Annotated in this window: 19 protein-coding genes; 12 read left to right on the forward strand and 7 right to left on the reverse strand. The window is 54.7% G+C overall.

The features are described from left to right. Window positions 1-11: 11 nt before the first annotated feature. Window positions 12-4,088, forward strand: coding sequence for a DEAD/DEAH box helicase (locus ACQUQF_RS17945; protein ID WP_435180505.1), 4,077 nt, complete (start codon window positions 12-14; stop codon window positions 4,086-4,088). A gap of 455 nt (window positions 4,089-4,543) precedes the next feature. Here ACQUQF_RS17945 and ACQUQF_RS17950 read toward each other — a convergent pair whose 3' ends face one another. The 4 genes from ACQUQF_RS17950 to ACQUQF_RS17965 form a co-directional block, all read right to left on the reverse strand. Beyond that, on the reverse strand, window positions 4,544-5,017 hold the full coding sequence (locus tag ACQUQF_RS17950) for a hypothetical protein (protein ID WP_435180506.1): 474 nt from the start codon (window positions 5,015-5,017) through the stop codon (window positions 4,544-4,546). Between the two features lie 61 nt (window positions 5,018-5,078). Then, complete coding sequence (gene queC / locus ACQUQF_RS17955; protein WP_435180507.1) at window positions 5,079-5,789, reverse strand: 7-cyano-7-deazaguanine synthase QueC; 711 nt, start codon at window positions 5,787-5,789, stop codon at window positions 5,079-5,081. A gap of 17 nt (window positions 5,790-5,806) precedes the next feature. Next, window positions 5,807-6,589 carry a 7-carboxy-7-deazaguanine synthase QueE gene (locus ACQUQF_RS17960; RefSeq protein WP_435180508.1) on the reverse strand — a complete coding sequence of 261 codons (783 nt, stop codon included), beginning with the start codon at window positions 6,587-6,589 and terminating at the stop codon, window positions 5,807-5,809. Window positions 6,590-6,593: 4 nt separating this feature from the next. After that, the gene (locus ACQUQF_RS17965) at window positions 6,594-7,061 is read right to left on the reverse strand and encodes a 6-pyruvoyl trahydropterin synthase family protein (protein WP_435180509.1); all 468 of its coding nucleotides are present in this window, start codon (window positions 7,059-7,061) and stop codon (window positions 6,594-6,596) included. Window positions 7,062-7,204: 143 nt separating this feature from the next. Here ACQUQF_RS17965 and ACQUQF_RS17970 point away from each other — a divergent pair, with 143 nt between their 5' ends. From ACQUQF_RS17970 to ACQUQF_RS18020, 11 genes are all read left to right on the forward strand, one after another. Beyond that, complete coding sequence (locus ACQUQF_RS17970) at window positions 7,205-9,106, forward strand: tRNA-guanine transglycosylase (RefSeq protein WP_435180510.1); 1,902 nt, start codon at window positions 7,205-7,207, stop codon at window positions 9,104-9,106. A gap of 77 nt (window positions 9,107-9,183) precedes the next feature. Continuing rightward, a complete protein-coding gene (locus tag ACQUQF_RS17975; protein ID WP_435180947.1) occupies window positions 9,184-9,645 on the forward strand; it encodes a DUF6884 domain-containing protein in 462 nt (153 codons plus the stop codon). Window positions 9,646-9,649: 4 nt separating this feature from the next. Continuing rightward, window positions 9,650-10,897 (forward strand): tRNA-guanine transglycosylase, encoded by a 1,248-nt coding sequence (locus ACQUQF_RS17980; protein ID WP_435180511.1) that lies wholly within the window; start codon window positions 9,650-9,652, stop codon window positions 10,895-10,897. Continuing rightward, window positions 10,890-12,422: an ATP-binding protein gene (locus ACQUQF_RS17985; protein WP_435180512.1), complete on the forward strand. Its 1,533-nt coding sequence runs from the start codon at window positions 10,890-10,892 to the stop codon at window positions 12,420-12,422. The genes ACQUQF_RS17980 and ACQUQF_RS17985 overlap by 8 nt, the downstream gene beginning before the upstream one ends. Before the next feature lie 482 nt (window positions 12,423-12,904). Further along, window positions 12,905-13,351 (forward strand): hypothetical protein, encoded by a 447-nt coding sequence (locus ACQUQF_RS17990; protein WP_435180513.1) that lies wholly within the window; start codon window positions 12,905-12,907, stop codon window positions 13,349-13,351. 2 nt (window positions 13,352-13,353) lie between these two features. Further along, a complete protein-coding gene (locus ACQUQF_RS17995) occupies window positions 13,354-14,295 on the forward strand; it encodes a hypothetical protein (RefSeq protein ID WP_435180514.1) in 942 nt (313 codons plus the stop codon). Between the two features lie 122 nt (window positions 14,296-14,417). Next, window positions 14,418-15,194 carry a hypothetical protein gene (locus ACQUQF_RS18000; protein WP_435180948.1) on the forward strand — a complete coding sequence of 259 codons (777 nt, stop codon included), beginning with the start codon at window positions 14,418-14,420 and terminating at the stop codon, window positions 15,192-15,194. Window positions 15,195-15,257: 63 nt separating this feature from the next. Continuing rightward, on the forward strand, window positions 15,258-16,229 hold the full coding sequence (locus tag ACQUQF_RS18005; RefSeq protein ID WP_435180515.1) for a hypothetical protein: 972 nt from the start codon (window positions 15,258-15,260) through the stop codon (window positions 16,227-16,229). Continuing rightward, complete coding sequence (locus ACQUQF_RS18010; protein ID WP_435180516.1) at window positions 16,229-16,891, forward strand: hypothetical protein; 663 nt, start codon at window positions 16,229-16,231, stop codon at window positions 16,889-16,891. Before ACQUQF_RS18005 ends, ACQUQF_RS18010 begins: the two co-directional genes overlap by 1 nt. Before the next feature lie 180 nt (window positions 16,892-17,071). After that, a complete protein-coding gene (locus tag ACQUQF_RS18015) occupies window positions 17,072-18,127 on the forward strand; it encodes an HNH endonuclease (RefSeq protein ID WP_435180517.1) in 1,056 nt (351 codons plus the stop codon). Between the two features lie 141 nt (window positions 18,128-18,268). Next, window positions 18,269-19,588: a PD-(D/E)XK nuclease family protein gene (locus ACQUQF_RS18020; RefSeq protein ID WP_435180518.1), complete on the forward strand. Its 1,320-nt coding sequence runs from the start codon at window positions 18,269-18,271 to the stop codon at window positions 19,586-19,588. Window positions 19,589-20,027: 439 nt separating this feature from the next. On the opposite strand, the gene ACQUQF_RS18025 is transcribed toward ACQUQF_RS18020, so the two are convergent. The 3 genes from ACQUQF_RS18025 to ACQUQF_RS18035 form a co-directional block, all read right to left on the reverse strand. After that, entirely contained in the window at window positions 20,028-20,957 is a 930-nt protein-coding gene (locus ACQUQF_RS18025; RefSeq protein WP_435180519.1) for a hypothetical protein, read from the reverse strand. A 139-nt stretch (window positions 20,958-21,096) separates the two neighbouring features. Further along, window positions 21,097-21,411, reverse strand: a complete 315-nt coding sequence (locus tag ACQUQF_RS18030; RefSeq protein ID WP_310562445.1) for a hypothetical protein — start codon at window positions 21,409-21,411, stop codon at window positions 21,097-21,099. 1 nt (window position 21,412) lies between these two features. Beyond that, entirely contained in the window at window positions 21,413-21,805 is a 393-nt protein-coding gene (locus ACQUQF_RS18035) for a hydrogenase maturation nickel metallochaperone HypA (RefSeq protein ID WP_256288287.1), read from the reverse strand. Window positions 21,806-22,108 lie beyond the last annotated feature (303 nt).

Raw genomic sequence — 22,108 nt, forward strand, 5'->3', positions numbered from 1 at the left:
AAATCGACTGCATGAAGTACTTTGATCGGAACTCGAATGCCTCACGAATCCCTGATGATATCCGACCGCTGATTCGCGGTTTTCTCTCAAACACCCAGATATTTGATGCTGGCCAAGACAATCCTCCTTACATCACGGATGGTGTCAAGTACACACAAAGGCCACAGGATCGACGAGCCACGAGTAAATACACTGGTGACGATCAGTTCGTTGCTGACATCATCGAACTCTTCGATTTCAAGCCACTCGACTTTCAGGTCGAAAGCTGGCAACTGATCCGCGACCTCGATGCGGATCGACGGTCATCCAACAACTCGCGTGGCGCGATTTTCTCGGCACCCACTGGCTTTGGAAAGACAGAAGCGTTCCTCGGCCCACTCTATCAGCTGTTAGCAGAAGATCAACAGGACTTGGCAATCGTCGTCTATCCGAGTCGGGCCCTCCTACAGGACCAACTCGGACGGATTCTAGAACACCTGTATAACCTTAGAACAGAGCACGACACCAGCCTTTCTGTTGGGGTATGGACCAGCAACACACCGTATACGTCATCAGAGGTTGAAAGGGAAGACGCATTCTTCGCTAATCAGCACGGCACGCGTCGATTCAAGCTCGCCGATTGCTGGTGTGGAGACGACGAAACTCACTCATTCACCTACCAAGGAGGAAGTTCGACTTACCGCCTGGTTTGCGAGAACAATGATGCACACTCCTTCTCTGATCGGGAGATCCTGCTTAATCGGACTGATATCAAAAATCAGCCTGGGCCGGACATTCTTCTGACGACGTTAGAGTCTCTGGAGCTATTCTCACTCAAACCGAACTACAACATCATTGACCGGGCCGATACGATTGTATTCGACGAAGTACACCTGTACACCGGGCTCAGAGGAGCACATACTGCAAATATAGCACAAAATATCGAGGCGATAACAGACCATTCGCTGCTCTGGCTAGGCTCAAGCGCGACGGTCGATGATCCACAGCGATTTGCTACTGATCTCTTTCCCGTTCCAAGTGGACGAGTTGAATCAGTCGCGCCGCCTGACTCAGATTTCCGAACGGACCACGAGGACAAGGAGCACTACTACTTCCTCAAAACGTCGGAGGAAGGTCCTGGGGTCTCATCGATGGCCATCCAGCAGTTGATGTTGCTTGGACATAGCCTCTTGAACAGCGAGACCGGTGAGCGCGGGAAAATCCTCTCATTCATCGACAGTATAAGCCAAGTGAACCAAAAGAGGGCGCAACTGGAGGACGCTGATCGAGCAAACCAACTCTGGCGGTATCACAGAACTGGTAGCGATTACTCTAACTGGGATCGGGTAGCTGAGGAGATGGATTGCGAGTTCATCGAATCTTCACTTCGCTTCGAATCTGTCTACTCAGACGCTGGGTTCGACGCTGCTGCTACAGCCGAGAGCGACCTGCTGCTTTCGACGAGCTTCCTTGAGGTCGGGATCGACGTCGGTGAGATCACTATCGTCACGCAGTATCGGACGCCGTGGGATCTGTCGTCATTCATTCAGCGTGCGGGACGAGCAGCGCGGAAGGAAGACACCGACTCACACATTGTCGTATTCCTCTCGGATCTCACTCAGGACGCGAATATGTTCTATCGTGCCGACCGTTTCCTCGGGTCTGAGATTCGAACGCCATTGAAGACGGATAATCACGTGATTGCCTGGATCCACGACCAGTTCGAGAAGTTCTACGAAACATCAACAGCTGTCTCGAAAGAGTGGTTCTCTGGGTCAATTGACCGGAAGGAAGAGTTCCTCGAACGGTTCCTCTGTTCAGACCTGGGCTACAAACAGTACTACGAGTTCATCACGGAACCTGCAGCTGTATTGCGCCGAGAGTTCGGAATTGACGTGGGTCAGAGTCAGCTCCCTGCATTACATGGAGAGGAGCCGGTTGAGACTGTAGATCAGGTTCTGTCTGAGCTCCGGGAGGACGTGACACTGCCCGAAATATCGGATCTCATCGAGGATCAGGTTGGGCAGTCCATGCAAAGAGAAGACTTGGCCCGGTCTCTAGTCTCAGAGATTAGAACTGATTTCTTGGAATTCTGTAGTCAGCGACAAGCGCTAATCGACGAGATCGAAGATTCCGATGTCAGTACCGAAGAGAAGGTCAAATCACAGCTCGATGCCTTGGAATCAACTCTAGAAGAGCTTCGAACCTCCGTCACAAACCTCGCTGAAACTCCGCCTACTGAACAAATTGAAGCATTAGACGATCTGATCCCTGATCTCTACGGGATAACGAGTGACGTCGAGAGACTCCGGCGTGTCGTTGACCGAGAATACGAGTCTGTTAACCTTCCAGAACTGCCGACATCCGTTGATCAGGTGGTTGACCGCGTCGATACAGCCAGCCGCGCTATTAAAAGCGAGGAGCTCGATAAGACGGCAACGAAGCGTAAACAGATCTACTATCTCAGACAGACGCTGACTCAGCTCGACGAATACAACTCTATTGAACAGAACGATAAGAGCCTGTACTACGTCAAGCATCTCCTTCGAGGGGCGTATTATTATGACCGGTTCCTGAAAGTTGACGACCGTTCGCTTGAAGGCACTGTCTGGTACGTCCCCCCGAACTACTTCCAAGACGCTGGGAAGTACTTCACGGTGTTCTATGGGGAGGACGATGAGAATGGCGACGAACAGTCTATAGACAAACTCGTTCAGACCTATGCTCCGTACCGTAGCGAGTATCAACAAGAGGCAGGTCATTTGCAAGCCTACCTACCCGAAACCATTGCTGATGATGACGGGGTCAGATTCTCCTTTGAGGACGTCCCCGGTGACCGGCGCGACGGTATGATTACTCCGGACTCTATCACTCTTGACGATATAGAAGATCTCAGCGGCGGTCGCGCTCTGAATATCGTCAGGTACTGTCCCGAGTGTTTCCAGATTCTTAAAGAGGATCGGTGCTTACGTCATAACGATAGGGCGTTCGGAAAAATCCATTCTAACCCGGAAGTAGAGACTAAACTTGAAGGGCGTCAAGAGGAAGCGACACGGGGGAGAGCAACCCTCGCTGACATTACCGGGAAAGTGACTCTCACGGGAGTATCTCTCGAAATCACACCGGCACGACCCGTTGGTGAAGAAAATGAGTTCATATTCACCGGCGAGGATCGGATTTCTCAGGAGATCACTACCGGGAATCGGCCCTTGGGTTTCTCGCTCGATACCCGAGGGTTGATTTTCGACCTAGACGACTACGCGTCCGACATTGACGAAGAGACTAAGAAACGGGTACGTCGCTATAAGTCGCTGAATGAGCTATCTCTCAACGAGGTAGCTCGGCATACAGCGGCGCACTGTTTCACCCAGTTGGTCGCCGATATTGGCGGAGTCAATCCAAGTATGCTCTTCTACGGGATTGATCACGAAGCCGACGAGGTATATGTGTTCGAGCGGTCTCAGGGTGGCCAAGGCATCGTTGATCTGGTTTACGAAGACCTCCAGACCGATCCGGGTACGGCACTAAATGCGCTGACCCATATCTGCTATAATCCACAGGTCATCAATGAGAGGCTTTGGGCATCAGAGGACTTCGTGGAACGAATACCGGAAAACCCAGACGAACACACCGTTCGAGAAGTCGTCCGTGATATGGATGAAACTCCGATTTTCCCCGATATCGTCGATCTGATCGTGGATGAAGTACTCTCCTCGATTGATCGAGCTAGGCAGCTTTCGAGTGAGGAAGGCATCTCGACCGAAACGGCATACCGAATCAAACAGACCGTCTCAAAAGAGCAGGTAGCGGGCAACAATGAATTCCCTGCTGATGCGGTCAGAAAAATGCCACACGATATTGGAGACCTTGATCGGGTGAAATCCCTGTTTTTCTCTCCGGATATCGACGGTTGTGTCGAGAATCTACACTTAGCGGAGTGCATATCGGCACACGACCAGTCGGAGAGCTTGAGCTATGTCTTGCTCGAACGCCTCCGAGAGAAACTGATCGAAAGAGTTCCGTCCGAAGATGTCACGTCGCAAATGATCGACCGAGAGATGCTTCCAGGAGGTGAGATCGATGGTACGAGCGTTTTCTTTACCCTCTAGTGGGCTCTCGTACTTTATTGGGTACTCTCTCGTTCACGCCCAACGTGTGGCGATTTGTTCGCCCTGGCTCAGCGATGTGGAACTGCGCTTTCCACTCACCGATAAATTATCGAGCCGCCGACTTTCCCTGTCCGCGGCGATTAGAGAGTTGAACACGGATGTCGATTTCTACGTTCGCACCGGCGAACAACACAACGACTACATGCGCTCTCTCGTCTCTCGTATGGAAAACACCTCGATGACTACCGTAGATGATCTACATGCGAAAGCGGTCGTGGGTCCCGAACTAGTGTACGTAGGATCTGCAAATATCACTCACAGCGGTCTGACAGTCAACCGTGAGCTCTGTGAAATTATGGAGAATGAGTACGGAAGCGTTAGCACATACTTAGATACAGAGCTAGGGCTTTGATACCTCGGAGAACAGCGGCAACGGCGAAGAGAATACCTGCAGATCAAGGATGGTTAATTACTGATGCGAGCTTCTTAGCTGTCGAATCTGTGATGTCTTCCCATTGCGGAGGCCGGTCTTCTCCTGATTTAGGCGGATCTATTTCAAAATTAATCGGGTGGTAGGTGAGATGCTCCAGTAACTCCGCTGCAGTTTCTCCTACGAACTCCGCGTTTTTTCGCTTGGACGAGACGCCGCCAGAGATGAGATCGTAATGATTGGTGAATAACTGCAGAATTCTAACTTGGTCAGCTGGAATCTCCCTCGTACTGAGGTGGCGAAAAATCTTCGCGGCGTTGTCGGCCGGGTCAGCTCGACGCCATTCGAGTTCGATTAAAACGTACCGATCACCATCGATTCCTACGATGTCAATCGGTGTTTGTGCAATAGGGTACTCCGTTTCCCACGCATAAGATGAGGAGAACTGTGCTAGGTGGTCTTTCAACCGATGAACGACTTCGTCCGCAAACTCGCCCATAATGTGAGCATTAGGACACACCAACAAGAATCGTTTGTCCCTCTATTGGCCCCACGTCTTATCAGTCACTGTAGCTAGGGCGCTCTCGATATCTGATCGGATCCTTCATTCCTACGTCTTGGAATGCCTTGAGTCGGTAGGCACATGCATCGCAAGTACCACAGGCTGGTTCCTCATTGCGGTAACAGCTCCACGTGAGCTCGTACGGAACATCGAGATCTAGACCACGCTCCGCGATCTCTGTTTTCGTCCAATCCACGAACGGTGCCACCAAATCGATTGGCGTCTCTGGTTTCGTCCCGATATCTATGACCTGTTGGAACGCATCAAAGAATTCCGGGCGACAATCCGGGTAACCGGAGTAGTCCTCGCTGTGTGCACCAATAAAGATGGCCCCACAGTCGTTTGCTTCAGCATACGACGTGGCCATTGATAGCAGGTTCGAGTTCCGGAACGGAACGTAGCTTGACGGTATCTCATCGCTATCGAGATCGACTTCTTCCACATCTATGTTCTCGTCAGTAAGGCTGGAAGCACCGATCCGGGCTAAGTGGTCTGTTTCGATGTGAAGAAAGTCAGCGATATCCATATAGTCGGCCAATTCTCGGGCGCACTCTGACTCTTTGTCCGCTGTTTGTTGGCCGTAGGTCGTGTGGAGGAAGTACAAGTCATATCCCCTGTGCTTCGCCTCAAATGCTGCAGTCGCACTATCCATCCCGCCCGATACAAGGACAACCGCGCTATCCGTGCTATCTCCTTGAGTAGTCGTCATGGCTGTATAATTTGATACTATGTTTCGGGTGCGTCGTTCCAGAGGTCAACGTGAAGTCGAGGCGTGTATTGATATCCGTACTCCATCGCTACCTCCGCAGTCAGTTCACGGGTTTCCGATAATCGTTCACGGGTCGAACCCTCCGGCATCAACAACACGTCTGAATCCCGAATCGCCGTATCTGCGGCATCCCGGAGTTGATCAACTAACCGGTTGATCTCGGGCACATCATCTCTATCTGTAACTACAAATTTCAGTTGGAAATCATAGCCCTCAACGAGCTGGCAGAGAGTGTTTATGTCGATCCGTCGATCATCGTGCCGATCAGCCCATTCTCCATCACCTTGCGGGTCCTTTGCCGCGGTCGGGGTGCTGCTCGCTAATTTGGGGCTGATACTCACTAGATCGATGGAAGTATCGTGATAGATCGTACCGTTGGTTTCGACGGTAGTATGGTAGCCTGCATCGCTGAGGCGATCTAACAGCTCGGTAGTCTCATCGTGGAGCAATGGTTCGCCGCCGGTCACGACGACATGGTTTGCTTTCTCATAATCGGTGACACGGTCGATGACGGCATCGATATCGAGCCAGGCGTGGGTCGGCTCCCAGCTGGTATGGAACGAGTCACAGAACCAGCACCGGAGATTGCAACCACTCGTCCGAACGAACACGCTCGGCATCCCGGCGATCTTCCCCTCGCCTTGTAACGAGTAGAACAATTCATTCACTGGCAGCCCGTCCTTCGTTTCTGTGCCAGTAGAACCCTCCTCAACCGTTGGAACATCCGAATTCACCGGCATTGCTCTATAGGGCCTCCCCGGCAGCGAGCTCACCGGTCTCTCGAACCTCAACTGCGACATTACTGACGGTCTCCGGCAATGTTTCCTCCAGCCGTCGTTCAAGAACGATTCCCATCACCTCGGCTGTCGGGGGCTGGTCGAGCACGATTAGGGCATCGCCGTCGCCGCTGGCCTCAAAAGCCTCGATCAGTGGATCGCCCTTCTCCACGAGAAATCGGTGATCCCACTCAGATAATACAGAAGTGACGTCTCCCTTGTCGATGACCCATCCTTCGCTGGTCAGGGTGCCAGTTATCGAGACGCTGATTTTGTAGTTATGCCCATGAGGACGGCTGCACTTGCCGTCATGGTGTAGAATCCGGTGTCCTGTACTCAGGCGAATCGGCCGCTCACGTCCGACGTGTAAGGTTCGCTCAGTCTCGGAGAGATCCTCCGATGTGAAGGAGTGCTCTTCATATAGGTCCTGGGCCATACTGCAATATTATCTGAGGCATACTTAACTTTGAACCACTTGCCGAAAGTTATGGTAACTTCGGAAATGAGTCGGAGATGTGACGATTTTGAGAACGAGAAGTTAATTGAGGGCAACGATAGAGTTACTACACAGGTCATTTGATGTCGGCATTCAGGACTCTTGGAAAGGCTACATATGGCCGTCGAGGCGAAATAGACACGCCTGCCGGCCGTATCCAGACGCCCGAACTTCTGCCTGTGGTAAACCTAATTGGAGGAACGACAACAGAATCCGGTGGTATCTGGCGGTATACCCGTCGCCACCTCTTCGAGAGTGACAGCGTCCAGGGGATTATGTTTCAAGCGATGTCGTTTCTCGACTACAATCTCACCCCCGACAATTTGGAGGAGTGGCGTGAAAAGCCGCTCAAACAGCATTTCGAGGAGAGTGACGTTGAACCAGGGTTTGATCAACCGCTATTTATCGACTCGGGCGGATTTAAGCTGATGAACTCGACGAAGTTCGGACAGACGCCTGGTGAAGGCGGTAGTGAGAACGACTGGGATATCTACACGAATCCAGAGAGCATCTTGGACTTGCAGCTTGACTACGGCGCGGATATCATTGCCACGTTGGACTTTCCGATTCCGCAGAACCTGAATAAGGAAGAAACCACTGAACGGATGGAGAAGAGTATCGATAACGCGGTTGAGACTCTCCAGTTGCTCGACGAACGCGAACTGGAGGAGACGCCGTCGATGTATGTGGCCATACACGGCCACAACTACGAGGATATCAACTGGTATGTCAGTCAATTTCTGGACCGAGCCGATGAACTTGATGAAGCCTTCGAGGGGTTCGCACTCGGTTCGCTCGTCCCTCTCAGTAGCTCCCCTGACACCTTGGTCGATATCGTCCAAGGGGCAAGAGACGCGATACCCGAGGACCGTTACGACGAAATCGCATTCCACGTCTTCGGCATAAGTGGAAGGCTGTGTCCTCTACTATCTCTCCTTGGGGTAGATACGTTCGATTCGAGAAGCTATCAGTACGCAGCCCGGAACAAGAAATTCATCCACCCAGACACCTGGCAACGGATTAGCCTGGATCAGATTGATGATTGGGATGACTGGCCCTGTGACTGCCAGGCCTGTCAGAACATCCACTTAGACGATATGCGACACGCCCTGCTGGAATCCGAGGTCAGTAACAAGCCCATCGAAGGTGAACACGGTACTCATTTCAAGAGCGAATACTACGCGCAGATAGCTCATCATAACTTCGAGCTGTACAGCCGCCAGATGCAACAAGTTCGTAACGCCATTGACGAGGGGCGTTTACTCGAACGTGTTGCCAACTTCGCTCAGGGAAAGAATATCGTAGAGAAGGGGTTGAAGCGGGCTCAACTACACAATCCTGAACTCCGTGAACAGCTTGCAGACATTGGTTGTGAAGGGTTAGTTGCTGGACCGGATGACGAGACGTTCCAGACCAAGCTATCTAGCTTCCTCGAAGGGGTCGAGGACACGACACGGAAGAAACGGACCATATCGTTGAAGCACGGGCCAAATGACTTTGACATTCTCCAACGCAACGATTATCAGCCGCCGAGCGAGGCAGACGTACTGCTGATTCTACCCTGTAGCCAGGAGAAGCCGTATTCGGAGTCACGGACACATCAGGCTGTCATCTCCCGTCTTGAGGACTACCGTGAGCGATATCATAAGGTGTCCATCTCTGGGCTATATGGACCAGTACCTGAGGACTTCGAGGAGGCTGACCCGGTGATGAGCTACGAGTACGTATTGACCACTGCCGATAACGACCAGGTTGAACTCGTTGCGAATCGGCTCGCACAGTACCTGAACCAATACGGTGAGAAATTCGACCATATCTTGGCCTATACGACCAACAAAGCCTACCGCCAGGCGATTGACAAAGCGTTTACCCAGTACGGTCGCGGCGAGATATATCCGTCCGACCCGCGAGCGCTCCAGTTAACCGAGCACTTCCGCAGTGAAAATATCGACGAGCTCGTTGGCCGATTTACCAGTTCACGGTAATACGTAATCGACCATCCTGCAGATGTCTAGTGGTTTTCCCCAAGAACTAAGGTCTCCTCATGCGATCAGCAGAGTATATGGCGTCGTTATTAGTCCAATCGTGTTCTGCAACGAAGGAACAGGTGGATACACCGGTTCCTGCTCTCGATTTGTACGATGGATACTTCTTCAGGATCATAAAAAAGGCATTGCGGACGGGTCGATTTCAGTCCGAAATTGACATTATGATTATATCTGCGGAGCACGGGGTTGTAGAACCTGATCAGGAAATCGGATACTATGACCGTCGGATGGACACAGAACGCGCTGACGAACTGAACGACCAAGTCGTCAGCGCTATTGCCAGCAAAGTCACTACTAACGAGTATGACAAGGTATGGATCAATCTTGGAAAGGACTATCTTCCCGCTATCGATGGGGTTGAATCTGCCGTTGATGTACCCGTTGACTACATCGAAGGTACCGGTATCGGAATGAAAGGAAAGCGGCTGAAGCACTTGGTTTCCAGCGGCCGTTCCATTCCAGTGCACGGTGACTGACAGTATGGTCTCATTCGATGTTGTTGCGGAGGCAGGCGAGGCACGACGTGGCCAGCTCCAGATTAACGACCGTACCCTGGAAACCCCGCACCTGTTCCCGGTGATCAACTTCTACGCCGGCGGCAACGAGGGTGCTCTATTTGGTGGCGGTGTCCACCGTACTGTCAAGGAGTTCCTCGCTCACGACAACGAAGTCACCGGTGGTGAAGACTACAGTGACCTCTTCCACGGTGTGATGACTTCGATCTCCTCTCTGGCCGACTACGGCATTCGAGAGAAGAAACTGGAATGGTATCTCGACAACGAAATCCGCGAGTGGGAGTGTTTCAGCGACTATGACGGGATGATCTTCGCAGACTCCGGCGGCTACAAAATCCTGAAGCAAGGTGGTCTAGAAGGTAAGGACTTCGAGAAGGACATCGACCAGGACAAGGCGCTGGATATACAGCTGGCTCTAGGACCAGACATCGTGGTCAACCTGGATCACCCGATCCATCCGGATGACGAGTTCGAGGAGCGAATCGAAAAAATGGAGCAGACAGCCGCCAACGCTGCCCGCTTCGCAGAGCGTCGTGACGAGGTTGACGGGGCCTGCTACCTCACGGTGCATGGCTATTATGAAGCGATGCTCGAACGCTCCTTCGACCTCATTGAAGACGAACTCGCAGAACCAATCCCCGAAGCGTTCGACGGGATTGCGTTGGGTAGCCTCGTTCCGCGAAAAGACAACGTTGAGGTTCTCGTCGAAGCAGTATCCGACTGTAAGCGGGAGATGCAACAGCGAGGGTATGACGATCTCCCTCTACACGTATTAGGAATATCGGGTAACGCAATGCCGCTACTCGTTGCTGTGGGGGCCGATACTTTCGATTCTGCCTCCTACCTACACCAAGCGATCAACGGGAAGTATTGCGTCAACCTGTTCGAGACTATTCCGATTGATGAAGCTAACTTCGACTTCTGTGAATGCCGCGTCTGTAACGACGACTTCCACCGAGCACGCATGCGGAACGAGATGGAGGACCTGTATCAGAAGGATATCCTCGGCTCGGTGGCAGCGCATAATCTCGCAGTTCAGCAACGGGAGCTTCGCAAGTTCCGCCAATTGATCGCTGAGGGAGACAAAGAACGGGTGGCTGAGTATCTGGAGGAGGCCGTGAAGGATCAGAAAGGCTTCCGGAAGTTCGCCTACCAGCTAATCAACGAACGAATTAACCCATACTTCGAGGAAACAGACACAACCTATGCATAAGACACCACAAGTCAACGAGGTCAACGAGTTCATCGAGATAGCTAGCGACTTTGAAGACCCCTTGGAGGTCATCAGAGAAGCGCTATCAAACTCGTACGACGCCGACGCTACGCAAGTCGATATCAAAATTGAACAGGATGAGGAGGGTCGAAACACCCTCGTTATCGAGGACGACGGTCACGGGATGGACGAAGACGATCTATCGTCGTTCTTCGACCTCGGTAACTCCAACAAGGACGACGCAATCGGATACAAGGGACACGGTACTAAAATCTACTACAAGAGCGATGAGATCCGTGTGGAGACGGTCAAGGACGGTACACGGATTGAATCAGTAATGAATCAGCCGTGGGCGAAGCTTAACAACCGGGAGTTACCGACGTATTCCATCGAAAAAGCGAGCTCTGACGAACCATCACGAACCCGGATCGAAGTACATGGATTCAGGGCAGGGCAAGGGTTTGACCCTCAGAAGCTCACCTACAACAAGATTGAGCACTACATCAAATGGAAGACTATCGGTGGATCGACCGCTTGGCACTTCACCGACGATTTCCATCGTATGGATATCACCGTCGAGCTCTCTTCTACAATCGACGATACACGGGATCAAATCCAGACCGATAATCGTCTGGAGTTCTCTCCTGAAAACCGGGATCCCGATGGTGAACTCGTCGCTGAGAAGATGTGCAAACACTACCCTCCCAGAGAATTGACCGTAGCTCTTGATGATGGCCATGAGTTGACGATTGAAGTCGTGGGGATGGTAGGCGGAAAGGAAGCCAGGAACGAGTTACCGACGTACGGCAAGCACTCCGCTCAATTCGGCATCTGGCTAGCGAAAGACCATATCAAGGTCGAACGGTACAACGATGCAATCGGTGCTGACAACGAGTTCTTCCATTTCTTCTTCGTCGCCAACTGCCAGGAACTCGAACTTTCTGCTAACCGTGAGAAGATCCGCAACAAATCCGGCGACGTTTATCAAGCGATCACAGATGAGCTAGATCGGTTTATGACCAAAGTGTGCCAGGACTCTTGGTACCAGAAGTACATTGAGCGGCGCAAGTTGGAGGATAAGAAACGGAGTATCCGATCTCAAGAGAGCACCCTCGAAGAACGCCGAAAGCGAACGGAAGAGCAGGGTGGTCTCTCCCCGTCGAATGCAGCAGAAGTGATTGCTATGCTGGAACGATACAGCGCTAATGGAGCGCCGGAGACAGTCAAGATAGCTGACTTCCAGATGGACGACGAAGTGAACGCGATTCTCGATACAGAAAACGGGTTAGAGAATGCGTCACTACAAGTCAAGCTCAGCGATTTCTTTGCAGACGAATCACCGCTGACTCACATTGACCGGTTCGTTTGCTGGAAACTTGGTGACCTCGATGCACTATCCCAGATCGAGCGCTCTTCCTATATGGGTGAATCAATCCGTTTCGACTTCCAGAATAACGAAGTCCGGTATGGAGATGAGAGTCCAAAACTGATTCCTGTTCTTGAATTGTCGGAGAAAGTTTCGTAGGAGACTCTTCACCTGCATTATCAGGCAAAGGAAGCCCCACTCTCCTATTCTGGGAGGCTCCAGACTAACGAGTTGCCGATCTTCCGACTTACTACTTGATCATCCTCTTCAATCGACTTGAGTCGGGTATAAGCGGTTCGTCGTGTACAACCGACTTCCTCGGCTATCTCGGAAGTACCAGCTAGTCCGTCAAGGTCCTGAATAGCATTAAGAAAATCAGAGTCCGGGTAACTAGTCGAATATTTTCCGGTATCTTCCTCACGGTCTTTTCCCGGCACAATCGTTCGTTCGTGTACGCTTCCTATGTAGATGATGGGTTTGATTAGAGCGACCATCACCTACATAGGAGATGGAAAACACTTATTCCATTACACAGCATAGGAGATGGTGTGGAACCCCGGGCCCAAGGGGCGTAGGGATCGCGAAAACGCCCGAGTGCTAGGGACACTCGGACCGGGTTCCCGCGGAATATGAGAGAACCCATGAAAGAAATCGCAACGACGAATCAAGAGCGTGTCGACAGAGACCTAGTTGAAGATATAAAACAAATAAAACAACTTTGTCAGGTCTGTGGGGAGCGTTTGCGGGCGGGTGAGCGGGTGGTTGCGTACGTGTTACGGCCGTGTCCGCATTCGGTGTGGGTGGCCGGGCAGGTGCGCTGTGTAGACCATCCGCTATCCCTTGAGTCGATGGCGACGCTGGGTGTTTGTGAAGCGGTTGTGTCAGGTCGTGTTGGGCGGTGTATTGATCAGGCGTACCAGCGCGAATGGCCGGTGGTGCTTGAACCTGCTGTCGAGAGCTTGTCGCCGCGTGAGACGACAGCGGCGGTTGGTGTTCCGAGTGTGACGGTTGAAGACGTGACTGAGTGCCCGGTTGCTGAGTCGGCGTTGGAGCGTCGGGCGGTGCTTCGCCAGGCGGAGGTGGCGTAACGATGGTAGACGGCTTCGAGTTAGCTGATCTATCGGTTGCGGAGGATGATCTGCTGTTCTCGGACGTGTATGTCGGCCTTGAAATCGATCTGCTTGCGCCGGGGGATGGTGTGGTGACGGATCGGCATCATGCGTCGGCGGATCGGTACGAGCCGGAGGATCCGATGAATCAGATTGAGGGACAGATTTCACCGTTCACGCTGTCGGGGTGGCTGCGGCACGGCTGCGAGGAGGTACTGCAGATTGCTGGTGCGACGGCGTGTCATCCGGGGGAGCCGGATGGGAATTACCGGCGTGGGGACGTGTACGAGCGTGATCTCGATTCGGGATATCACGAGAAGGGCAGCTGTACTGAGGAGCACGATGACGGGTGCGTGGTGTACGACCTGTTCGGTGGGTTCGGTGATCAGCCGGGGAAGTTGCTGCGTCGGCCGGTGTCGTTCTCGCCGATTCGGACGCATGTGGACGTGCTGGATGGTGATGCGGAGGCGCATTACCGGCGGGTGAGTAACCAGCTCCGGTCGCGGAACGAAGCGGACGGTGGGCAAACGCTTCGCCAGTCGGACCGGAATCTACTCGGGAATGTTGAGGGAACGTGGAAGCTCACACTCCGAGAGGTGAAGCCGGAGTTCGTCGGGCTCCTGCTGGAAGCGGTATCGTTCCTGGATGCGCACAGTGATGAGTTCGCGTTCCAGATCGGCGGAGCGCGGAACTTCGGGGCCGGGATCGCGGACCCGTGGGTGGTCAATCCGTTGTACTCTGAGTCGGAGGTGAAGCGCGTGTTCAACCGTTCGAAGGCAGGGACGAGTGAGATGGACCGGAAAGACGAGGTGTGGGCGTCTGAGTGTCGGCCGGCATTCGTGCGGGCGTTGCAGGCGCGACTCGCTAAACGAGACAGCGACCTCGAAGCGCCGAATGCGGTCAGCGGGGGTGAGTCGGCGTGACCGACCAAGGTGACGAGTCACTGCAGCCGCCGTCGGAGTCGATCCGCCCCTCCGTAGCGAAAGAGGACGGCGCTGGTGAAGCATCGTCCGGGTCAGAGGGCGACGAGAAGGGAGTGGACCCGATGGTCGCGGTGTATCGGCACGATGTGCATAAAGCGCGGATGCGGTCGCACGAGGACGCTGCGGAGATGTTTCGTGGACTCTCGGTGAATCAGGATGTGCCGTTGGGTGCGGATGGAGATGCGGCGGTGTTGAGTCGGCCGCGAGGTTCGCCGGAGCAGACGGTGGATAATCACGAGTCGTGGCTGCGCGTGTCGCTACTGACTGGGAACAGTGGAGAGCCGATTGAGCCGGTTGGGGACATCGGCCTGGCGCTGTACGACGTGATCAGCATCGAGGACCCAGAGGAGCTGCACGCGGCGTGGCTGGATGCGGCGGTGCCGGCGTTGTTCTCGGAATCGCCGTACTACCCATACACGAGTTTGAAGTACCACACGCTGCTGACGGCGGCGTTGCTGGACAATTACCGGGCGGGGGCAGCGTTCGATGACCTGTTCCTCGCAGTGAGCCGCGGCGACGACGCCGACGTTATTCCGCATCGGACGGTGCTGTCGCTGCCGGGATTCGATCTGCACGTGACGAGTGATCCGGATGGGCGGCCGGCTGCGCGGCTTGGTGACGTACCGACGCGGTCATTCGCGGAGGTGTGGGCGCGCCTCCAAGAACTCCCATTCGACGTGAATCGGGAGCGGCGGTGGCGGGTGTTAGATGCGCAGCTGCGACGGATCCGGTCGTGGTCGGTGGCGCTGCAGTACATCGAGGAGTACGTCGCCGCGCTCGGACCAGCGGCCAGTGATGGGACTGGCGGCGCGACTGGAGGTGAGTCGCGTGGCGCGTGACCGTTCTATGCATGCGGGCCGAGATGCCTGTGCTCCTCGCAGTGGAAATGAGGGGGTGGTGGCGTGACGCGAATCCAGCAGGTGCTGTTCGAACTCGACGAGCAGTACTTGGGGCACCCGTATTTCGCCACTGGGAACGCATTGTTCAACGCGTTGGCGCGTCGTGTCGATGCGGAGACGCGCCGGGCGCTCCAGGTGAGTCACGGTGTGTTCGTGCCCGGTGAATACGGTGAGTACCCGGACGAAGCGTCGCAAGACGGGTATGCGGGGAAGCTCGGGCAGTCGCTGCCTGAGGTCGAGCGGTACGCGGACTTGTTCGTGTATCGGGATGCGGCGCAGCGGTGGTTGCTGGACTCACGGCCGCGAGATGCGCATAACGTGTTCGACATTCAGATGCACGGTAATCGAGTGGCGTTCGCGCCGACGTGTTGGTTCGGACGGCCGTCGCACACGCATAAGTCGAAGCGGTCGGTGTCGTGGTACGTCCAGTGCTACCTGCACACTGGGCCGGGTGACGATGGTGTGGTCCCGGTTGATGAGGATGTGCTTGACGAACTGCAGGTCGGCGGTGCGCGGAACTACGGGTTTGGCGAGTTGTCGCTCGTCGACACGCAAGTCGTTGAACTGGATGCGCTGGATTTCTCTCGACTGGAGGCAGTGCAGGAGGACGGTGAGGCGTGTCAGATCGAACTCGTGACGCCGTACGTGCTCGATACTGAGCATCCGAGTGGCGACGCTCAAGACATCCCGTGGTGGTGGCGTGTCGACATGGACGGGAATCCTCCTGGTTCGACGGGCGGGTTGCGTCGCCGGGAGACGCGGCTCGTTGATGGGTCGGAGTCGTACGCGGTGAGGGTGGTGGACCACGGGCAGGTCGTCGCGTATGCTGGTGATGACCCGGTGGCGACGGCGCTGAATGGCGTGCTGCGGGTTGGGACGCATTCTCGGTTCGGGTTCGGCGAGTTCCGTGTCCGCCCGCCGGGCGAGGACCGTGTTCCCGAGCGTCGCGCTGCGCGAGCCGGGGGTGAAGTGTAGTGGTGTTGGAGCAGGTGGCGTTCGATATCGAGACGACTGGGTTCGGCGTCGACGACGAGGCGACGGTGCTTGGGTTCGCGGTGCCGATGGGCGTACAGGTGTTCCTGCAGACCCGGGATCGCCCGGCGCGAGGCGTTCAAGCGTCGGTGCAAGAGCAGGTGCCGGTGCACGTGGATGTCTCGACGTACATGTCCGAGCAGGAGTTGCTCGCGGCTGTGACGGGGTTCGTTGAGGAGCGACTCAGCGGCTCGGACGTGTTACTAGTCGCGTACAACGGTGAGCGGTGGAACGGCGGGTTCGACGTCCCGTTCCTCCGCACGCGGTACGCGAAACTCGACCTGCCGTGGCCGTTCGTGGACATCCCGTACGCGGACGTGATGCCGCTGGTCAGTAATAGATTCAATACGACCGTGGACGGCGACGACAGGCAAGATCTGGGCAGCGCATACAACCTGTTGTGCGATGGTGAGTACCGTGACTTAGATCCGTTCGATGGGAGTGATGCTGCCGTTGCCGCGTTCGGGAACGGCTGGTTCGCGGAGTTAGTACAGCACAATGTTGCGGACGTGCTGCGAACGCGAGAGCTTGGTCGCGTCGCTGAACGGTACTGTAGCAAGTCGGAGTTCCAAGTGAAGTCGCTTACCCCGACCAGAGAGGTGTGACGTGACTCCGACTCATCTCGTCCCAAGATCAGGAGAGCTGCTGAGGAGGCTCAGATCTTCGCGGGAACTGGGTTGACCTTGGTTCCGGTAGCAAAGTTACCTGAAAAACTGCGGATTGAAGCGATACACCACTCCACACCTGGATCGACGACGAGTAATCAATCAACGTGAGTACGACGCATGGCAGAGACTGAGCCACGACGACATGGTGAATCGAGCAGTGAACGAACGGACAGTAGTGGGGCTGATCGGCCGGGGCACTGTGAGTGTCATGAGACAGTTGATCCGGACACGCGGCAGGATGTCTTGGCGGAGTACAAGCATCGGTGCCAGTCGTGTGGGCGGCGCGGCCCGGAGAAAGGCGGGTTGGCGACCCTGCACGTCCACCATATCGAACGCGATCCGGACGGAATGGACGAGCACGATATGGAGAACTTGACGTTGCTGTGTCGGCCGTGCCACAGTTGGCTGCATCAACAGGCGACGCCGGGTGACTCGCCGGTGACGATTACGGAAGCGGATCGGAGCGTCCTCCTCCCGCAGGACGTCGAGGTGTTACAGTACTTAGCGACACACGGACCGACGCGGACCGGTGACATCGCATCTGGGATGACGGCGGACTTGTCAGTGTCGGCGGTCCGGGAGCGACTCTGGGTGCTCATGGGCCTGGATAACCGTGTTGAGTCGCGTGACCGACAGATCGTCGATAAGGATGTCGAGACCGGTGAGTGGGGGCTCGTCGACCAAATCGAGAATTCCGCTCGTGGACACATCCCCGACGATCAGCAACTACTGTTGCAGCGGATGGAGGACGAGCAGGTCCGACGCGCACTCGACCGCGGGTGTGATCGGCGTGCTGTGATGGACGTTCTCGGAATCTCGCGCCGCTCGACGTTCAACAAGGTGAAGCGAGCGTACGCGTATGACTTTCCGCTCGACGCGTTCAGTCGGGGCGGGCGACCGACTGACGATTCTCGACCAAAGCGGGATACGCAGGCCACGAAGAACGAATCGGACAAGCAGCAACGGCTCGACGATGTCGCCGATCAAGAGGATGGATCTCTCGGGCGGATTGAAACTTGGGGAACGCCTGAGTCGAACACAGATGAGCCGGGCGTGCATGATGGTGACCTGCGGAACGGGCGATCAGCAGACGACGATGGCCTCAGTGATGAGTTGCGGAGGCATCTGCAGCAAGCAATCGATTCGTTGCAAGAGGCTAATTCAGCGTTCTAACTGACGAATTGGCGGGTAATGATTCGGTATCGGTCGCAGCGGATTGTCCTAGATGCGCGATAGAGGTGATGGTGGCGTCACTTTGATTTTCACGGTGGGTGACTGTAGCGTATGACTCGAAGTATCGAGGCAGAATTAGCGATGATACGGCAGCAACTTGCTGCGCTTCCGGAGGCGGAGGAACCCCCGCCAACTACGCTGCAGGTGCTTGGCCGAAGCACGCAGGAGCGTGACTGGCAGCAGTTTCTTGTTCATTTCCTGACGCCATACGCGCCGCATGGTCTCGAACACGCCGTGTTAGAACACGTTTTGGCGGCGTTGTCTGATCGAGACGATCTGGAGTACGCATTTTCTCGATTCGACATCGACGACATCCAGATAGCTCAAGAGGTATCCACGTCGGACGGGGTTCCCGATGTCGTTCTGTGGGCATCCGATGAGTGGTTCATCTGCTGGGAATTGAAAGTCCATGCGTCAGAAGGGCAAGACCAGACAGAACGGTACGTCGGTGTCGATTCGTTCGACGGGATCGGGCTTGACAAGTCCGAGGTCCCATCCGACGGCCAGCACTACGTGTTCTTGGCCCCGGAATCCGCGTCATCCCCAGCCGCTGAAGAATTTGTGCATATCTCGTGGGAGTGGCTGGCGGCAGAGCTACAGTCGTTCTTGATTGAGAGCTACGATGAGTACCCGGCGCGAACCACGGCGCAGTTGAGAGACTTCGTCGACACGATTCGGAGTGAACTCACTATGACGGATTATCAAGAGAATCAGCAAGAGAAGGTGGAATTGTACGTCGAGAACTACGGTGTGATCTCAGAGTTGGAGGCGGCGTTTGAGGAGAAATGGTCGGAGTTCGAAGCGACGTGGGGAAGGCGGCTATCGCAGACACTAACGGGGGCTGAACTTATTGAGGATGCAGATGCGCCGGAGGAGTACGCTGCAGTTCAGGTGCAGATGGAGACGGGTGACCGTCGGCAGTGGACGTTCCGGCAGGGGAAGTCAGATTGGTCGTGGCTGTTCCCTCGGGAGTGGTGGACGAAGCTAGATGAGAATCGCCCAGTTTCAGATGCGACCAAACCGAATGCGAGGGTTGGGCTGGTTCACCGGCTTGACCGGCATCGGACGGAGGCTGTCCGCGATCACACCTTGATCGTCTCTCTTCGAAATGCACCGTCAGGCCACGATAGCTTCTACAATAACTTCGCAGCGCGATTCAGTGACGCTAACACGGAGGTCGCGGAGGTAATTGAAGAGACGAATTTCACGATTACGGGGAACAAGTCGAATCTCCTCCGTGCTGAGTACGACATCAACGTCGATGCCCACGCGGACTTCTTCGACGCGTACGTCGAAGCTCTAGCAGAAGCTGTCCGGGAGATAGCCATCGAAAACTCGGAGCTGGTCGAAATTATTGACCGCCTGTATGAAACGACAGTGGCGGAAGACGTGACGGTGTGAGCCGTGAGTGATTCGATCAGTCGTTGTTGTGACAGTCGGTCCTATGGAAATCCAATTTGAACGGGGAGAGAGTCAGCTTCGTCGCCCCATGCTAAGTACCGGTACTGCCGGTAGCGTGAACCCTGTCGTGGATCCAGACCAGTGTAGTCGATCACGGGTGACGGTTCTTCTTGGTCTTCTACGTCCTCGTCGTCAGGGTACGTCAGTAGTGCCGCGCGGATGGAAGCGCGTCGGTTCGCGTCCACTTGGCCAGGGTCAAGCAGGTACTCGTGAGATTGCAGCACCTCGTATTGAGTCGAGGTGAGGGAGTCCACAAGTAGACTCCAAAGTTCATTAATCAGCCTGGGATCTAGAGACTGATGCAGTACCTAGAAGCGATGTTCTAGATATTCTTGGGTAAATCAGAGTCCACGGACAAGGGATAATCCTGAAGCACTACTCACATCGATTCGTCGAATGAAGCTACTATCTCCGAAAGAGTATCCTCATCAGTGCCACTAACGCTCTCCTTGGGCGCAACGAATAGGGACGTATCGTCAACCTCGGATAATCCTTCAATCACAGTTCGACCGATACGGGATTCTTTTTCGCCAAGAACCACACGCAGTGAGGCTGAAAGTACACTCTCACAGAGGGACAGGAAAGCATCTTCATCTACCTCACCAATTTTGAACCCTTCTTGGTAGGTCTCTGGGAGCGTGATATCGAGGCGGTGAACGTCGTCTTCAGTATCCCAGAGATCAGCACTAACGAGATAATAGATGTAGTCTTCAGTCTCACAGAAAGATTCACCGTCGTAGAGATCGACGATAGTTGATGCATTGTCGTCCTGGCGTACAACAACGTACGCGTAGTGAAGAACGACCGCTAATGCAACGGAATCGAACTCGTCGGGCAGATCTTCTTCAACAAAGAACATTAGCGGAGTAATGCATTCGGCGGAAGCAGGGGTGTGATCGAGGATTTTGTCAAGGACGGAATCCAGTTGGTTGGAGGATGCTTCACTGAGGGAAACGACGACTCGATGGAATGCGTTTGAATCCACTTCGTGGAGCTCGTAATGGGTCAGTACGCGTTCTACGAACGCACATCGCTTCTCAACTGAAAGTTCGCTCACTATATCGAAATCGACAGCCGATGGGTCTGGTGCCGTGTCCCGGGGGTCGGCATCGCTGTTCTTGAAGTAGAGGAGGCCGAGGTCGTTCAACGTATAGAAAATATCCCACGAGACGATATCTCCATCTTCGTTCCCGGTTGCAAGAACCATGTCTCGTGCTTCGGGTTCCAGTTGGTAGGTGTGGAAGTCACCGTGTCGCTTCGGGACGAAATAATAGGAGCCTGCGCCCTTGTGCTTGTGGAATCCTGGCATCTATCATCTGTATTGGAGTGTCATTACATAAATCCAGAGACCCCGTAATAGGACTCTCAATGTAGGGCAATAATGAAACCCGCAAACCCAATCGACGACTGAGCACACCAGAGGTGGATAAAAAATAGGGGTCGGGGGCTCACGAGTTGGTGTCGTAGAGCTCCTTCACATAGGCTCCATCGTGGAGCATGAGCTGGACTTCGTCTCGGGGGTCGTAGTAGTGGTCTTTGCCGTTCAGGATGTAGACCTTTCCAGGTTCCAGTCGAACGTCAGGGTCGTAGACAACGAAGGCCCGGATGTCTCCGTAGTTCATCGACTTGTCCCAGAGGAGCCCTTTCTGGTAGGGCCGATGGCTGTTCAGGTCTTGCTCACAAGTGACCTGAGCTTTGACCAGGACATTGTCTCCTGACCCTGAGAGATCTGCGAGATCAGCGAGTCCCTGCTTTTGCGCCATCTCAGTCACCTCCCTTTCGAGTGATGCTGATCGCTCCGGTGCTCCGGCCTGCCTCGGCGGTCGAACCACACCACGGACAGGTCTCGTTTGTTCGAAGCGGTTCGTGGGGATGACCACACCCCTGACACCGGACTTTTCCTGGAGCGTAAACCCGTGTCTTACTGGCGTACATCACGGTGGTGATGACGCCGTTCTTGCAGGTCATCAGGAGGTCCATCAGCGGGTGGAGTCGAGCCTCGTGGTAGTCTTTGTCCGGTGCTTCGACTCGTACACCGCGTTCCCACGCTGTTGCGAGGGGGATGTCTCCGTTGTCGAACCGGTTGCCGTACTCGTCTGCTGCGTGGGACGACACAACTGGACGCTGATGCTGGTCGCTGGTGGTTTTCGTGTTCATGGGTAGAATCCTCTGGTCGGCAGGACGGATCTTGCCCTGCCGAAGTGTGCTCAGTCGTACGAACGGTCTCTGAGAATCGCTATCTCGCCGTCGGGTGAGGGGAATACCGGACCGGCAAGCTACACGCTACGTTCGGTGACGATGCTCTGAGATCAAGTTCACTTCAGCGGGATGGTAACCGAAGCAAGGCTGCTGCTCAGAACGTTGAATACCCTTCGCAATCCATGGAGTCATCTCCTGACGTCGCTCCACGTAGGGTCAAAGGGCCCGAAGCCCCTTCGTGTAATCCTTCGCGGGCGAGCG

This window comes from Halorussus sp. AFM4 (genome assembly GCF_051194995.1).
In the GTDB taxonomy this organism is placed as follows: domain Archaea; phylum Halobacteriota; class Halobacteria; order Halobacteriales; family Haladaptataceae; genus Halorussus.

Coding starts and splice junctions, on each gene's coding strand:
- ACQUQF_RS18035 (WP_256288287.1), bottom strand. CDS start 21,805: ATGAACACGAAAACCACCAGCGACCAGCATCAGCGTCCAGTTGTGTCG.
- ACQUQF_RS17950 (WP_435180506.1), bottom strand. CDS start 5,017: ATGGGCGAGTTTGCGGACGAAGTCGTTCATCGGTTGAAAGACCACCTA.
- ACQUQF_RS18020 (WP_435180518.1), top strand. CDS start 18,269: ATGATACGGCAGCAACTTGCTGCGCTTCCGGAGGCGGAGGAACCCCCG.
- queC (WP_435180507.1), bottom strand. CDS start 5,789: ATGACGACTACTCAAGGAGATAGCACGGATAGCGCGGTTGTCCTTGTA.
- ACQUQF_RS17965 (WP_435180509.1), bottom strand. CDS start 7,061: ATGGCCCAGGACCTATATGAAGAGCACTCCTTCACATCGGAGGATCTC.
- ACQUQF_RS17990 (WP_435180513.1), top strand. CDS start 12,905: ATGAAAGAAATCGCAACGACGAATCAAGAGCGTGTCGACAGAGACCTA.
- ACQUQF_RS18025 (WP_435180519.1), bottom strand. CDS start 20,957: ATGCCAGGATTCCACAAGCACAAGGGCGCAGGCTCCTATTATTTCGTC.
- ACQUQF_RS17945 (WP_435180505.1), top strand. CDS start 12: ATGAAGTACTTTGATCGGAACTCGAATGCCTCACGAATCCCTGATGAT.
- ACQUQF_RS18000 (WP_435180948.1), top strand. CDS start 14,418: ATGGTCGCGGTGTATCGGCACGATGTGCATAAAGCGCGGATGCGGTCG.
- ACQUQF_RS17995 (WP_435180514.1), top strand. CDS start 13,354: ATGGTAGACGGCTTCGAGTTAGCTGATCTATCGGTTGCGGAGGATGAT.
- ACQUQF_RS17980 (WP_435180511.1), top strand. CDS start 9,650: ATGGTCTCATTCGATGTTGTTGCGGAGGCAGGCGAGGCACGACGTGGC.
- ACQUQF_RS18015 (WP_435180517.1), top strand. CDS start 17,072: ATGGCAGAGACTGAGCCACGACGACATGGTGAATCGAGCAGTGAACGA.
- ACQUQF_RS17975 (WP_435180947.1), top strand. CDS start 9,184: ATGGCGTCGTTATTAGTCCAATCGTGTTCTGCAACGAAGGAACAGGTG.
- ACQUQF_RS17960 (WP_435180508.1), bottom strand. CDS start 6,589: ATGCCGGTGAATTCGGATGTTCCAACGGTTGAGGAGGGTTCTACTGGC.
- ACQUQF_RS17985 (WP_435180512.1), top strand. CDS start 10,890: ATGCATAAGACACCACAAGTCAACGAGGTCAACGAGTTCATCGAGATA.
- ACQUQF_RS17970 (WP_435180510.1), top strand. CDS start 7,205: ATGTCGGCATTCAGGACTCTTGGAAAGGCTACATATGGCCGTCGAGGC.
- ACQUQF_RS18030 (WP_310562445.1), bottom strand. CDS start 21,411: ATGGCGCAAAAGCAGGGACTCGCTGATCTCGCAGATCTCTCAGGGTCA.